At 62.3% G+C, this 13427-nt stretch carries 19 protein-coding genes; 12 read left to right on the plus strand and 7 right to left on the minus strand.

What is annotated here, in order from left to right; genetic code table 11:
* Nucleotides 1-4: 4 nt before the first annotated feature.
* Nucleotides 5-934: a MoxR family ATPase gene (locus A9K68_RS20565; protein WP_065008150.1), complete on the minus strand. Its 930-nt coding sequence runs from the start codon at nt 932-934 to the stop codon at nt 5-7.
* Nucleotides 935-966: 32 nt separating this feature from the next.
* Nucleotides 967-1461: a flavin reductase gene (locus A9K68_RS20570; RefSeq protein WP_065008149.1), complete on the minus strand. Its 495-nt coding sequence runs from the start codon at nt 1459-1461 to the stop codon at nt 967-969.
* 189 nt (nt 1462-1650) lie between these two features.
* On the opposite strand from A9K68_RS20570, the gene A9K68_RS20575 reads away from it, so the two are divergent.
* Both A9K68_RS20575 and A9K68_RS20580 read left to right on the plus strand, forming a co-directional pair.
* Nucleotides 1651-2736, plus strand: a complete 1086-nt coding sequence (locus tag A9K68_RS20575) for a branched-chain amino acid ABC transporter substrate-binding protein (RefSeq protein WP_065008293.1) — start codon at nt 1651-1653, stop codon at nt 2734-2736.
* The gene (locus A9K68_RS20580; protein WP_065008294.1) at nt 2736-3755 is read left to right on the plus strand and encodes a P1 family peptidase; all 1020 of its coding nucleotides are present in this window, start codon (nt 2736-2738) and stop codon (nt 3753-3755) included. The genes A9K68_RS20575 and A9K68_RS20580 overlap by 1 nt, the downstream gene beginning before the upstream one ends.
* Before the next feature lie 38 nt (nt 3756-3793).
* Here the strand turns inward: A9K68_RS20580 and A9K68_RS20585 are convergent, their stop codons facing one another.
* Nucleotides 3794-4048 carry a DUF2171 domain-containing protein gene (locus A9K68_RS20585; protein WP_065008148.1) on the minus strand — a complete coding sequence of 85 codons (255 nt, stop codon included), beginning with the start codon at nt 4046-4048 and terminating at the stop codon, nt 3794-3796.
* 141 nt (nt 4049-4189) lie between these two features.
* Between A9K68_RS20585 and A9K68_RS20590 the strand changes: the two genes are divergently transcribed.
* Genes A9K68_RS20590 through A9K68_RS20605 form a run of 4 tightly spaced genes read left to right on the plus strand, consistent with a single transcriptional unit; the run spans nt 4190 to nt 7366 of the window.
* Nucleotides 4190-4915 (plus strand): DUF2259 domain-containing protein, encoded by a 726-nt coding sequence (locus tag A9K68_RS20590; protein ID WP_065008147.1) that lies wholly within the window; start codon nt 4190-4192, stop codon nt 4913-4915.
* Nucleotides 4912-5427, plus strand: a complete 516-nt coding sequence (locus tag A9K68_RS20595) for a hypothetical protein (RefSeq protein ID WP_065008146.1) — start codon at nt 4912-4914, stop codon at nt 5425-5427. Before A9K68_RS20590 ends, A9K68_RS20595 begins: the two co-directional genes overlap by 4 nt.
* 59 nt (nt 5428-5486) lie before the next feature.
* Nucleotides 5487-6794: an adenylosuccinate lyase gene (gene purB / locus A9K68_RS20600; RefSeq protein ID WP_065008145.1), complete on the plus strand. Its 1308-nt coding sequence runs from the start codon at nt 5487-5489 to the stop codon at nt 6792-6794.
* A complete protein-coding gene (locus tag A9K68_RS20605) occupies nt 6794-7366 on the plus strand; it encodes an alpha/beta hydrolase (RefSeq protein ID WP_065008144.1) in 573 nt (190 codons plus the stop codon). Before purB ends, A9K68_RS20605 begins: the two co-directional genes overlap by 1 nt.
* 16 nt (nt 7367-7382) lie before the next feature.
* Here A9K68_RS20605 and A9K68_RS20610 read toward each other — a convergent pair whose 3' ends face one another.
* Entirely contained in the window at nt 7383-8195 is an 813-nt protein-coding gene (locus A9K68_RS20610) for a VOC family protein (protein ID WP_065008143.1), read from the minus strand.
* Nucleotides 8196-8444: 249 nt separating this feature from the next.
* Between A9K68_RS20610 and A9K68_RS20615 the strand changes: the two genes are divergently transcribed.
* Nucleotides 8445-8993 (plus strand): alpha/beta hydrolase, encoded by a 549-nt coding sequence (locus A9K68_RS20615; protein WP_029353674.1) that lies wholly within the window; start codon nt 8445-8447, stop codon nt 8991-8993.
* On the opposite strand, the gene A9K68_RS20620 is transcribed toward A9K68_RS20615, so the two are convergent.
* Both A9K68_RS20620 and A9K68_RS20625 read right to left on the minus strand, forming a co-directional pair.
* Nucleotides 8990-9763, minus strand: coding sequence for an HpcH/HpaI aldolase/citrate lyase family protein (locus tag A9K68_RS20620; RefSeq protein ID WP_065008142.1), 774 nt, complete (start codon nt 9761-9763; stop codon nt 8990-8992). The two genes, A9K68_RS20615 and A9K68_RS20620, sit on opposite strands and share 4 nt — an antisense overlap.
* A gap of 209 nt (nt 9764-9972) precedes the next feature.
* Nucleotides 9973-10293, minus strand: coding sequence for a DUF1476 domain-containing protein (locus tag A9K68_RS20625; protein WP_029353671.1), 321 nt, complete (start codon nt 10291-10293; stop codon nt 9973-9975).
* Nucleotides 10294-10571: 278 nt separating this feature from the next.
* On the opposite strand from A9K68_RS20625, the gene purC reads away from it, so the two are divergent.
* Genes purC through A9K68_RS31835 form a run of 5 tightly spaced genes read left to right on the plus strand, consistent with a single transcriptional unit; the run spans nt 10572 to nt 12915 of the window.
* Nucleotides 10572-11366 carry a phosphoribosylaminoimidazolesuccinocarboxamide synthase gene (purC, locus tag A9K68_RS20630; RefSeq protein ID WP_023674725.1) on the plus strand — a complete coding sequence of 265 codons (795 nt, stop codon included), beginning with the start codon at nt 10572-10574 and terminating at the stop codon, nt 11364-11366.
* A gap of 42 nt (nt 11367-11408) precedes the next feature.
* Nucleotides 11409-11651, plus strand: a complete 243-nt coding sequence (purS, locus tag A9K68_RS20635; RefSeq protein WP_065008292.1) for a phosphoribosylformylglycinamidine synthase subunit PurS — start codon at nt 11409-11411, stop codon at nt 11649-11651.
* Between the two features lies 1 nt (nt 11652).
* Complete coding sequence (purQ, locus tag A9K68_RS20640) at nt 11653-12321, plus strand: phosphoribosylformylglycinamidine synthase subunit PurQ (protein WP_065008141.1); 669 nt, start codon at nt 11653-11655, stop codon at nt 12319-12321.
* A 38-nt stretch (nt 12322-12359) separates the two neighbouring features.
* A complete protein-coding gene (locus A9K68_RS20645) occupies nt 12360-12776 on the plus strand; it encodes a hypothetical protein (RefSeq protein WP_065008140.1) in 417 nt (138 codons plus the stop codon).
* Between the two features lies 1 nt (nt 12777).
* Complete coding sequence (locus A9K68_RS31835; RefSeq protein ID WP_246811205.1) at nt 12778-12915, plus strand: hypothetical protein; 138 nt, start codon at nt 12778-12780, stop codon at nt 12913-12915.
* A 183-nt stretch (nt 12916-13098) separates the two neighbouring features.
* Here A9K68_RS31835 and A9K68_RS20655 read toward each other — a convergent pair whose 3' ends face one another.
* Nucleotides 13099-13344 (minus strand): DUF1127 domain-containing protein, encoded by a 246-nt coding sequence (locus A9K68_RS20655; RefSeq protein ID WP_065008139.1) that lies wholly within the window; start codon nt 13342-13344, stop codon nt 13099-13101.
* Nucleotides 13345-13427 lie beyond the last annotated feature (83 nt).

The following is a 13427-nucleotide window of genomic DNA, read 5'->3' on the forward strand; positions in this document are numbered from 1 at the left end:
CGCCCTACTCCGCCGCCGAAAGCTCGGCCTTCACCTCGTTGAGGATGCGCCGGCCTTCGCCCTGTTCTACACGGGCAATGTCGTCCTGGTATTTCAACAGCACGCCGATCGTGTCGGAAACGGTTTCCGGATCGAGCGCCACCTTGTCGAGTTCGGTCAGCGCGCCGGCCCAGTCGATGGTCTCGGCAACCCCCGGCAGCTTGAACAGCTCGATCTGGCGCAGCTTCTGGATGAACGAAACCACCTCTGCCGACAGCCGGCTGTTGGCCTGCGGTACTTTCCTACGCACGATCTCCAGTTCGCGCTCGGCATTCGGATAATCGACCCAGTGATAGAGGCAGCGCCGCTTCAGCGCGTCGTGGATCTCGCGGGTGCGGTTGGTGGTGATGATGACGATCGGCGGCTCCTCGGCCTTGATCGTGCCGAGTTCGGGAACAGTCACCTGGAAGTCGGAGAGGATTTCGAGCAGGAACGCCTCGAAGGCCTCGTCAGTGCGGTCTAGCTCGTCGATCAGGAAGACCGGGGCGCCCCCCGCCTTGCCGGTCAGCGCGTCGAGCACCGGGCGGCGGATCAGGTACTTTTCGGAAAAAACGTTACGCTCCATGTCGGAGCGGTCGACCTTGCCGGCCGCCTCCTCCATGCGGATCTCGATCATCTGCGCGGCGTAATTCCACTCATAGACGGCGGAGGAGACGTCCAGGCCTTCATAGCATTGCAGGCGGATCAGCCGGCGGCCAAGCGCTTGCGCCAGCACCTTGGCGATCTCGGTCTTGCCGACGCCGGCCTCGCCCTCGAGAAACAGCGGCCGCCTCATGCGCAGCGATAAGAACAGGACGGTCGCCAAAGACCGGTCCGCCACATAGTCCGCGCCGGTCAGCAGATCGAGCGTCTCGTCGATCGTCGCCGGCGCGGGGCGCGATTTCAACTCGGTCATTCTCTCTCCGTGGGTGCAGCCATCCAGAGTCTCTACAGAGCGTGATAGCCGCGGTCGTGATAGATCAGCGGCCGCAAATTATCGCCGGTGCGCAGGCCTGTCACCTTGCCAAAAAGCACACGGTGGGTGGCCAGATCCTTGGTGTCGATCAGTTCACAGTCGAACACGGCGAGCGCACCCTTCAGCGTCGGCGCACCGGTCGAGATCACGTCCCAATCGCCCAACGCGAAACGTTCCTCGACAGGCAGGCCGGTGAGACCGGAAAAGCCGACCGACAACGCCTCCTGGTCCGAAGCCAGCGTGTTCAAGGCGAACTTGCCGTTCTTCACGAACGGCTCGTTCTTGGGATTTTCGCGATTGAGACAAACCAGGATGGTCGGCGGCGTGTCCGAGACCGAACAGGCTGCAATGACGGTCGCACCGCGCCGGCCGGCGGGGCCATCGGTGGTAACCACATGGACGTGGCCGGCAAAATGGCTCATCGCGTCGCGATAGGCCTGCGGCCCTATGTCGTTCTTCTTCAGCACCGGCGATTTCCATTGGTTTGAAGCGAGGTGAACCCACCGTTATATATGGCGGCATATTGCATGCCACAAGCGAAGTGGTTGACATGCATCCTGAATTTCGCGTGTTGCGTGAAAGCTGACCAGCCTTTAGGTCTTGGCAGGAAGTGGCGCCGGCAACACGCGACCGGCGCGGAGGAATTCTTCGCACGCATGCGACCCCGGACAATAGGCACGACAACGACAATAGCGGTGCTGGCCTGGCTGTCTCTCGCCGGCGATGCGAACGCTGAGACGCTGCTGGTCGGTGTCGCAGCACCACTGTCGGGGCCCTCGGCGATCCTCGGCAGGCAGATCGAGGCGGGTGCTGGCCTAGCAGCGGAGGCGAACGATGCCCAGCTCAAGGTTGTCGATGACGCATGTACGGCCGATGGTGGGGCTGCCGCAGCGAGAGAATTCGTTGCGGCGAAAGTCGGCGCGGTCGTCGGCTTCCTCTGCACCGAGGCGATCGAGGCGGCACTGCCGATCCTGAAGGACGCCAACATACCGGTCATCACCGTCGGCGTGCGCACCGAAAGTCTGACCGACCGGCGCGCCAAGACCGGTTGGCCGATCTTTCGGCTTGGGCCGCGCGGCGATGACGAGCGCAACGCCGTCGCCTCCAATCTGACCCGCCGATGGCAGAACGAACTGTTCGCCATCGTCGACGACGGCACGATTTACGGCCGCGAAATCGCCGAGACGCTTCGGGCGGCAGCCGAGCAGGCGGCGCTGAAACCGGTGTTCGTCGACACATTCCGGCCGCAACTCGACAACCAGATCGGGCTGGTCGGTCGGCTGAGGAAAGCCGGCGCAACGCATGTCTTCGCCGGCGGCGACGGCGAAGACATCGCCATCATGGGCCGCGACGCCGGCCAGCTCGATGCCGGCATCACCTTTGCCGGCGGCGAAGCGCTGCGCACCCCGCCTGGCGACGTGCCTTATGCCACGGGCACCCTGATGATCGCACCGCCCGAATGGGATGATGTCGCCGCCCCCAAGGTGCTCGACAGCTTTGCCGCGCAAAAGATCGTGCCGGAGGGTTACATGCTGCCGGCCTATGCGGCGGTCGAGATCGCCGAGGCGGCGACGGCCCTGGCGGAAACCTCCAACAAGCCATTGTCCGATGCGCTCACCGCGCGCGACTTCAGCACCGCGATCGGACCGGTCCGCTTTGACGGCAAGGGCGACTTGACCGAAAACCTCTATCGGGTCTTCCGTTTCAACGGCGCAAATTTCGCGCCGGCGGAGGCCAAATGATGTTTCGGACAGGTTCGCGCAATCTCATCACCGATGTCGCCGGCCTGCGCGTCGGCAACGCTTCCGATGTGAGGCTGAGGTCCGGGGTGACCAGCATCGTCTGCGACGTACCTGCGGTGGCCGGTGTCCAGATCCTGGGTGGTGCGCCGGGCACCCGCGAGACCGACCTGCTCGAGCCGCACAATTCGATCGAGGCGATCCATGCTGTGGTGCTTTCGGGTGGTTCGGCCTTCGGTCTCGACGCCGCCTCCGGCGTACAGGCGGCACTGCGTGAAAGGGGCATCGGTGTCGAGGTCGGCGGCTTTCGCGTGCCGATCGTGCCGGCGGCGATCCTGTTCGACCTGCGCAATGGCGGCGACAAGGATTGGGGCCGATATCCGCCCTACCGCGATCTCGGCTATGAGGCGGCACAGGCTGTCGGCCTCGACTTTGCGCTGGGCACGGTCGGAGCGGGCACCGGTGCGTTGAGTTCCGGCCTCAAGGGCGGCCTCGGCTCGGCCTCGACGGTGCTCGACAGCGGCGTCACCATCGGTGCGCTCGCCGCCGTCAATCCGACCGGCTCGGTGACGATCGCCCAAACCCGCCACTTCTGGGCGGCGCCCTTCGAGATCGGCGGCGAGTTCGGCGGGCTTGGTTATCCCTCGCCTATGCCGGAGGACGCCAAAACGATCCTGCTGAAGTTTCGCGACAAGCATATCGAGAAACGGACGGAGGTCGGCGGCAACACGACCATCGCCGTCATCGCCACGGACGCCGTTCTCACCAAGGCCGCCGCCAAACGCCTGGCGATATCAGCGCATGACGGCTTCGTGCGCGCCATTTGGCCAACACACACGCCGGCCGACGGCGATCTGGTTTTCGCGCTGGCGACTGGCAAGAGCGGCATCGAGCTCGCGCCCAACGACGCCATCGAGCTTTACGCCGCGGCCGGCGCCACCATGGCGCGCGCCATCAGCCGTGGCGTCTTTGCCGCGACGCCAGCCGACGGCGACCTGTTTCCGGTCTGGTCGTCGCGCTGAATGCCGTAATCAAATGGACCGTAATTCAAATGTCGTGATCAGGTGCGGTCGGATTTTTCCTCCTCGAATGTGACCGCAACATCCGAATTTGCCGACAGCCGCACTTTCTGGCCCTCGACTTCGGCTACGAGGCTGAGCGGAATATAGTGGTGATGCCCCCTGTGAGCGCCCTCGCCGCTGTCGCGCTTGGTCAGCTTGATTCGTTGTCCCTCAACTTTGTCGACGGTGCCGACATGGACGCCGTCGGCGCCGATCACTTCCATATGTTCGCGAATGCTGGCTGCATCGGTCATTGTGGGTTCTCCATTTGAAGCTGCCGACATAAACAAATGAGAACGCGATTGGATGCATCGGCTTTGCGTCTCAGAGGCGCGACGTTTTGACGACGTCGTGATAGTGATCGAAACAACGCTGGCTGCTCAAACGGAAATCCGATGCAAATCTTTGTCCTGTTTGCCGTTTCCCTCCTCGCCCAGTTTGCAACTTCGCTCGACGCGCATGCCGGCGATGTCGCCGAGCTTGAAATCCTTGGCTTCACTGGGAATGGCGGCATCTTCGCCTTCGAGGAGTATGGCATCCAGGACGGATCGGGATTTCCCTATGCCAATCGCTATTACATCAACACAGCCGACGACAGTTTTCTCAAGGGCACACCGATCAGGGTGCGGCTTGACGACGAGAACGCAACGCTCGACGCGGCGCGCCTTGCAGCCCGGCAGAAAGGCGAAGCCATTATCAAGCAGGCGGAATTGACCGCGAATCGCGGCATCACCGCCGGCTTCAACCCGGTGACCGAACTTTCGGCCGATCCGTTCCGCATGGTAGTCAACCCGCGGCCGATCTTTTCGCCGGTCGATGATCCGCTCGAGTTCCGGCTCGACGAGATCGGTATGAACGATACCGAAAACTGCCAGAGCCTGGGCGAGATCAACGGCTTTCGCTTGCTGCGCATCGAAGCGAAAGACGGCGGCAAGACTGAGCTTCTGCACGAGGACAAGTCGATCCCCAAAAGCAGAGGCTGCCCGAACGGCTATCGGATCGGCGCTGTGCAGACATTTTCCTTGCAAAGCCTCAGCGCCTATGCCGTGCTGATCGCGGTGCGCCAATACGGCTTCGAAGGGCCGGACTATCGCTGGATCGCGGTGTCCGGCCGGCTGTGACGCCGCTCCCCGCCTTACACAACCGCCTGGATCGTATCCGCAGCGCTTTGCCATCGCCGGGCGTCGCGGTTTGCGGCGCCCTGCTGTGGGCCGCAGCGATGGGCGCCAGCGCGCTTGTCAATCTGCTGTTGGACGACTGGGAGACCCCGGCAAAGATCCGCTTCGTCTCGCTGCTCTATGCGGCCGGCGGTGCGCTCGCCTTTCCGGTGGGCCTGTTCCTGGCGCGGCTCGTCTCGCTCGGACGGCATTGGCAAGTTGCCTTGGCGGCCGCGTTTGTCTGCCTTCTTGCCGCCACGATCGGCTTCACTGGTGGGCTCTTTGCGCTGCAATACCGTTCCTACTATGCCCAGTGGCATGAACCTGCACTGACCATCGCCTGGTCCATCCAGTTCGTGCACACAATGGCGACGGCGTTCTATCAATTCATCGTTTTGGGCATCCGGCTTTATTTTCCGCTCGGTTTCATCGCGCTGGCTCTCGCCAGCATCTGGTTTGCGCCGCAGCAGCGTTGAGGATTTTGTCTGCCTCTGTTAGGACGCGGGCGAACGCCCTCGCAAGTCAGGACTGACGGATGATCCCTCGCTACTCCCGGCCGGAAATGGTGGCCATCTGGTCGCCCGAAACCCGATTCCGCATCTGGTTCGAGATCGAGGCCTACGCTTGCGATGCACTGGCCGAGCTCGGCGTCATCCCGAAGGAGGCCGCCAAAACCATCTGGGAAAAGGGCGGTGCCGCGAAGTTCGACGTCGATGCCATCGACGAGATCGAGCGTGTCACCAAGCACGACGTCATCGCCTTCCTCACTCATCTTAGTGAATTCGTCGGGCCGGATGCCCGCTTCATCCATCAGGGCATGACCTCCTCGGACGTTCTCGACACCTGCTTTGCCGTGCAGCTCACCCGCGCCAGCGACATCCTTCTGGCCGACATCGACGGCCTGCTTGCGGCGCTAAAGCGTCGCGCTTTCGAACACAAGGACACAATCACCATCGGCCGCAGCCACGGCATCCATGCCGAGCCGACCACCTTCGGCGTCAAGCTGGCGCAGGCCTATGCCGAATTCTCGCGCTGCCGCGAGCGGCTGGTGCACGCGCGTGAGGATATTGCGACGTGCGCCATATCAGGTGCTGTCGGCACTTTCGCCAACATCGATCCCTATGTCGAAGAGCATGTGGCGAAGAAACTCGGATTGAAGCCGGAGCCGGTGTCGACGCAGGTGATCCCGCGCGACCGCCACGCGATGTTCTTCGCGACACTCGGTGTCATCGCATCGTCGATCGAACGGCTGGCGGTCGAGATCCGCCATCTGCAGCGCACCGAGGTGCTGGAGGCGGAAGAGTATTTTTCGCCCGGACAGAAAGGCTCGTCGGCGATGCCGCACAAGCGTAACCCGGTGCTTACCGAAAACCTCACCGGGCTTGCGCGCATGGTGCGTTCCTTCGCGCTACCGGCGATGGAGAACGTGGCGCTCTGGCACGAGCGCGATATCTCGCATTCGTCGGTCGAGCGCATGATCGGCCCGGATGCGACCGTGACGCTCGATTTTGCGCTGTCGCGGCTGACCAGTGTCATCGACAGATTGCTCGTCTATCCCGACAACATGCTGAAGAACCTGAACAAGTTCCGCGGTCTCGTGCATTCGCAGCGTGTGCTACTGGCGCTGACCCAAGCCGGTGTCAGCCGTGAGGACGCCTACCGGCTGGTGCAGAGAAACGCCATGAAAGTGTGGGAGCAACGTGCTGATTTCCTTGACGAACTTTTGGCTGACAAAGAGGTCACCGCAGCCTTGCCCGAAGCCGAGATTCGTGAAAAATTCGACCTCGGCTATCATACCAAGTATGTCGAGACGATCTTCAAGCGTGTGTTCGGGGAACCGTGATGATTTCGGCGGCCGGAGATTTCGACTTTCTCGCCCTGCCGGGCCGCGGCAATTCCGGGCCAGATCACTGGATGTCGCATTGGTGCCGGGCGTTCCCCAATTCGAGTCGAGTGCTGCAGGCCGAATGGGACAGGCCCAACCCTGAGGACTGGATTGGCCGCATCGACGCCGCGATTGCCGCAGCACCTCGGCGCGTGGTGCTGCTTGCGCACTCGCTGGCGGTGGCGACGGCAGTGAAGTGGGCGGCTGGCGCCAGCGAAAGCCAACTCAACAAGGTTGCGGGCGCATTGCTGGTTGCCGCAACCAATGTCGAGAATCCTGATCCTTCCTTCGACGTTGTTCGTCCATTTGCGCCGATGCCGCTGAAACGCTTGCCATTTCCGACCTTGGTGGTGGCAAGCCGCACCGATCCGCGCGTCACCTTCGACCAGGCAACGGCCTTCGCCGCTGCCTGGGGCGCGGACCTCGCCGATGCCGGCGATCTCGGCCATATGGGAAACGAGACCCATCTCGGCCTTTGGCCGGCGGGCCTGCTCATGCTCGGCCGCCTGCTGGAAAAGGCCCGGCTCTAACAGGCTTCCGAAACGCTCAGGCCTTGCCGGGAACGGTCCTGATCACCGTGCCCCATGGATCCTCGCGGGTCGTTGCATCGGTCACGTTGCCCGAACGCATTTCGACCCAGGCCAGGCCGGACCGGGACGGATCGCGACGACCGGCGCCGGCGCTCTGCCACGCATTGGCGCCGATGTGGTGGTGGTAGCTGCCTGACGACAGGAACACCGCCGCACCGCCATATTTCGCCACCGTATCGAAGCCGAACTCCTGGTGCCACCACGTCTCAGCATCTTCCGGCCGACCGACGCGCAGGTGGACGTGGCCGATGATGCTGTTGTCCGGCATGCCCTGCCAGCCGGCATCGCCGGCCGGCACTTCTGCGACGACAGAGGGGATATTCATCCGTTCGGTCGCCATCGCCACCTTGTCGCCATTCCATTTCCAGTCCTCATGGCGGCGGTCGGCATAGATTTCGATACCGTTGCCTTCAGGGTCGGTCAGGTAAAGCGCCTCGCTGACCAGATGGTCCGACGCGCCTTCGATGTCGATCTTGTTGGCGATGGCATGATTGATCCAGCGACCGAGATCAGCCCGGCTGGGCAGAAGGAAAGCCGTGTGGAAGAGGCCGGCGCTGCGCGGATCGTCGGGGTTCGCCGCTGCATCCGCCTCAATGTCGAGCAAGGGACGATTGGCGGTGCCGAGCGTGATCACGCCGCCGGCGCGGCTCAGTTCCCGCAGACCGACGGCGTTGCGATAGTAAGCGGCCAAGCTTTCGGCATTTCGCGCGCGCAACCCGACGCGGGCAACGCTGACCGGGGTCGTGGCGGCAAAAGGCAGTTTGCTCATCAAAATCTCCGTTAGGGCGGCCCTCGACGAGATCCCCAAAGCCAGGACCCCTGTGCCACCGATCATTGTACGTCGTGTCAGTCCCAAAATCCTGGTTTCCTTACACGGCTGTTTCTTTTCCTGACGACAGATCGTCGATCGCGATCGTTCACACAAGGCGGCAAGAAGCGAACATGGTGTTCACAATTGTGGGCAATCGCACCGATAATCGCGGTTGCACGAAACCGTGTCGCTCGCTACATGCGCGCCATGAAAGTCAGGGATGCAGACATTCTCATCGTGCCGGGCTACACCAATTCCGGCCCCGACCATTGGCAGAGCCGCTGGCAGTCGAAATTGTCGACGGCGCGCCGCGTCGAGCAGGCGGAATGGTCGAAGCCGGTGCGCGAAGACTGGACGGCGAGCGTGGCGAAGGCGGTCAACGAGGCCGAACGGCCGGTCGTTATCGTCGCGCATTCGCTGGGCGTCGCCGCCGTAGTTCAGGCAATGCCGCAGTTCCAGCGCCGGGTCGCCGGAGCCTTCTTCGTGGCGCCGCCCGACGTCGCCAATCCTAGGATAAAACCCAGGCACCTGATGACCTTCGGTCCCTATCCGCGCGAGCCGCTGGCATTTCCTTCGGTGGTGATCGCCAGCCGCAACGACCCGTTCTGCACGTTCGAGGTGGCCGAGGACATTGCCGGCGCCTGGGGCTCACTGTTCATCGATGCTGGCGATGCCGGCCACCTCAATGCCGATTCCGGCTTCGGGCCGTGGCCCGAAGGATCGATGACCTTTGCCAAGTTCCTGACTGATCTTTAGGACCCGATCGAGTCCCTCACGCTCTTCAGCAGGGTCTTTGCCCCCAGACCGATCAGCGCATGCTCGGAGCCCATGGCCAGCAGCCGGTAGCCCATCGACACAACACGGCCGGCGATGGCCGGCTCGACGACGTAAATCGCGGCATACTTGCCTGCCTTGCGTGTCCGCTCGGCGATCGAGGCGACGGTTTCCAGCATGCTTTCGAGCGTCGAGTTGACGGTGGCGCCGTTCGACCAGGCAATCGAGAAGTCGGATGGGCCGAGGAAGATGCCATCGATACCCGGCGTGTCGAGGATGCCGTCGAGCGCATCGAGGGCGGCGCGCGTTTCGACCATGGCGAAGGCCATGGTGCGCTCGTTGCTGTCGCGCAGCCAGTCGGCATAGTCGCCCCTGCCATGACGCGGAAAGGCATAAGTCGGGCCCCAGGAGCGCTCGCCGAGTGGCGGATACTTCATGGCGGCGGCAAACAGCCGCGCGTCCGCCACCGAATTCACCATCGGCGCAATCACCGCCTCGGCGCCGAAATCGAGCGCGCGGCTGGCCATGTCGAAGCGGCCGACCGGAATGCGCACCAGGGCCGGTTTGTTGGCGGCCAGCACCGGCCCAAGGCCGCGCAGCACGCTGTCCTCGTGATGTCCGCCATGCTGCATATCGAGGGTGACGGCATCGAAACCTTGTCTGGCAAGAATCTCGACCGTCAGGGCATCAGGCACGCCGGACCATGCGGTGCACAACGTTTCATCGGCCGCAAGGCGTGACTTGAGGGACATGGGCGCCTTCCTTAATCGGCCTCGCATCGGCCCAAAATCGGCAAGCCCGACGCGAGGAGTCAAAGTTTGAGAGCGTACTTTGTGCGTCCGAATGGATGCATGTCGCTCTAATGCAGTTCAGCCGGAAACAGCTGCAAAGGCAAAGAAAAACCGCCCGGAGAGACAGGGCGGTCGATTGGTCCAGCGTATCGATTGGCTCAGAGCAAGGATCAGGTGTTCTTGATCTGCTCGATCGCCTGCGCCATCAGATCGTCCATGGTGCGGCGAATCTGATGGTCCGACTGGACGACCCCGGCCTCGTCGAAATCCTTGCGTATCTTGCGGAACACGTCGTGATCGCCGGCTTCCTCGATGTCGGCGAGGACCACCTGCTTGGCATAGGCTTCGGCGTCGTCCCCGGCCTTGCCGAGCTTTTCGGCGGCCCACAGGCCGAGCGCCTTGTTGCGGCGGGCCGCGGCCTTGAACCGGAGCTCCTCGTCGATTGCGAACTTGCGCTCGAAGCCCTCCTCGCGATCTTTCATGCTGCTCATGGCATCCCTCCGGTCAAATCCGATTCGTTGGCAGTTGGAATATGTGTATTGCCGCAGCACAAACCAAAAGCCCGCGGGCCGGTCAATATGGTATGTCACTTGCTGCGCTGCGGCATTTCATTCCCGAAAGCGGTTGATTGAAAGGATTTGCCGATTGAGCAAACAGTGCGATTGGGATAGACACCGGCATTGAACCCCTACCGTTGCCGCACTAATTTAGGCAGACGGACAGGAACTGGCCGCTTGCCGCCTGCCCGGAAATCCAGAGAAAAGATCAGATGAAAAATCGCCGCCGCATTTATGAAGGCAAGGCCAAGATCCTCTATGAGGGCCCTGAGCCGGGAACACTGATCCAGTTCTTCAAGGACGACGCGACCGCTTTCAACAAGAAGAAGCACGAAATCGTCGATGGCAAGGGCGTGCTCAACAACCGCATTTCCGAGCACATCTTCAACCATCTCAACCGGATGGGCATTCCGACTCACTTCATCCGCCGGCTCAACATGCGCGAGCAGCTGATCAAGGAAGTCGAGATCATCCCGCTCGAAGTGGTGGTGCGCAATGTCGCCGCCGGTTCGCTGGCCAAGCGTCTTGGCATCGAGGAAGGCACCGTGCTGCCGCGCTCGATCATCGAATTCTATTACAAGGCCGACGCGCTCGACGACCCGATGGTGTCTGAAGAGCACATCACCGCTTTCGGCTGGGCGAGCCCGCAGGAGATCGACGACGTCATGGCGCTGGCCATCCGTGTCAACGATTTTCTCTCCGGCTTGTTCATGGGCGTCGGCATCCAGCTCGTCGACTTCAAGATCGAGTGCGGCCGCCTGTTCGAGGGCGACATGATGCGCATCGTCGTTGCCGACGAGATCTCGCCGGACTCCTGCCGTCTGTGGGACGTGGCGACCCAGGACAAGCTCGACAAGGACCGTTTCCGCCGCGACATGGGCGGGCTGGTCGAAGCCTATCAAGAAGTCGCCCGCCGCCTCGGCATCATGAACGAAAACGAGCCGCCGCGTCCCGCCGGACCAGTGCTCGTCGCCTCTACCGATGGCGTCAAAGGCAAGCCGCACTGAGATTCTTTGCCGCTCAACACTTCGAACAGGAGCATGTCCAGCGTGATCAAGGCCCGCATTACCGTAACCCTCAAGAATGGCGTGCTCGACCCGCAAGGCAAGGCGATCGAGCATGCGCTGTCCGGGATGGGCTTTGACGGCATCGGCCAGGTGCGGCAGGGCAAGGTTTTCGACGTCGAGCTCTCCGAGAGCGACAAGGCCAAGGCCGAGGCTGATCTCAAGGCGATGTGCGACAAGCTTCTGGCGAATACGGTGATCGAGAATTACGCAGTGGAGATCGCCTGAGGTGAAATCAGCCGTCGTTCTTCTGCCTGGCCTCAACCGCGACCGCGACATGATCGCGGCGCTGACCAAGATTTCGGGAACGCCGCCGGTCGCAGTGTGGCAGACCGACACCGAAATCCCCGATGTCGACCTGATCACCATTCCGGGTGGCTTCTCCTTCGGCGACTATCTGCGCTGCGGCGCCATTGCCGCGCGTATGCCGGTGATGCGGGCGGTCGCCGAAAAGGCAGCCAAAGGCGTGATGGTCATCGGGGTCTGCAACGGCTTCCAGATCCTGGTCGAGGCCGGCCTGTTGCCAGGCGCCTTGATGCGCAATACCTCGCTGAAATTCGTCTGCCGGCAAGTCAAGCTGCAGATCGCCAACGCCAGCACGATGTTCACCCGTCGCTATCAGCCGGGCCAGATCATCCGCTCGCCGGTGGCGCATCACGACGGCAATTATTTTGCCGGCGCCGAGACGCTTCGCAGGCTCGAAGGCGAAGGCCAGGTCGTGTTCCGCTATGCCGAAGGCACCAATCCCAACGGCTCGATCAACGACATTGCCGGCATCATCAACGTCCAGGGCAATGTGCTCGGCCTGATGCCGCACCCCGAGAACCTGATCGAAGCAGCGCATGGCGGCAGCGACGGCCGGGCGCTGTTCGAAAGTGCCCTCGGCGTCGCCGCTTGATATCTTCATCCTTTTTCCAAATTCGAAATAGGCGCCGCATGAGCCCGAGACAGACGATCGCCCGCCTCGCTCTCGTCGCCACCGCCGGCCTTGTGCTCGCCTCCTGCCAATCGAAGCCGAAGAGCGCACCGGCACCTTCGGGCAAGAGTGCGGCGCTGCTTGCCATGGAACAGGTGGCGATCGCCGCTCACAAATGCTGGATCGCCAGCAAAGATCCCGCCTTCAGACCCTATCAGATGGCCAATGAGCTGAATTCGTTCACCGGCACGCCGCGCTTCCTGTTGGTCCCAGCCAAGCATTATGGCGCAAAGCCGTTGCTGGTCGTGCAGGCGCAAGGCAATTCACGCCGGGTGGACGTGTACGGTCCGCTGATGGCCGAAACGCTCGGTGCACGCATCGGCTCGGACATCGCCCGTTGGCAGACAGGCAACCCGGCCTGCGGTGTGGCTGCGTAGCGTGCCATCGACGCCGGAAGGTGATGCAGATTTACAGGACGAGCGCGGCCAGGCCTATGACCAGACCGGCGATTTGCAGGAAGCGGCCATGACGGCCTATGCACTGGCGCGGGCGCCGATATCAGGCGAAGAGTTTTAACGGCGCCGCCAGCGTCGCCGTCTCGGCGCTCGGCATCACCGGGCTTTTTCTGGTGCTGTGCATAGTCGCCGTACTTGCAGACCGCGGCGTCTCACGGATGAGGAGCCACGGTAACTATCAAGGCACGAAAAGGCGTCCTAAGATCGCGTCTTCTTAAGGATGCGCACAAGCTTGATGCATCTTTCAGTCCCAGAACCGCCTCAGACCCTCACGGTGGGCCTCGCAGCGCGAGATGCCGATATCCTTGAGCTGATCGTCGGTCATCTCCAGCAATGCCAGCCGGCTTCGCCGGCGATCCAGCTGGCTGTCGATCCGGCTCGCGAGTGACCTGACCGTGCGCACCAGGCGACGGACATAACCTTGCCGGCCCGACGGACCGACTCCGAGCAATTCAGCTCTCGTGTAACGGATTGTATCGATTGCAGCCATTTTCTTGCTACCAGAATTCGAGATTGTACCCTTTTGTTGCGCAATCCATATGTATTGACTCTCAATTCGGTGCAATATAGAAA

It is taken from the genome of Mesorhizobium sp. AA22, from assembly GCF_001672375.2.
Taxonomy (GTDB): Bacteria; Pseudomonadota; Alphaproteobacteria; order Rhizobiales; family Rhizobiaceae; genus Mesorhizobium; species Mesorhizobium wenxiniae.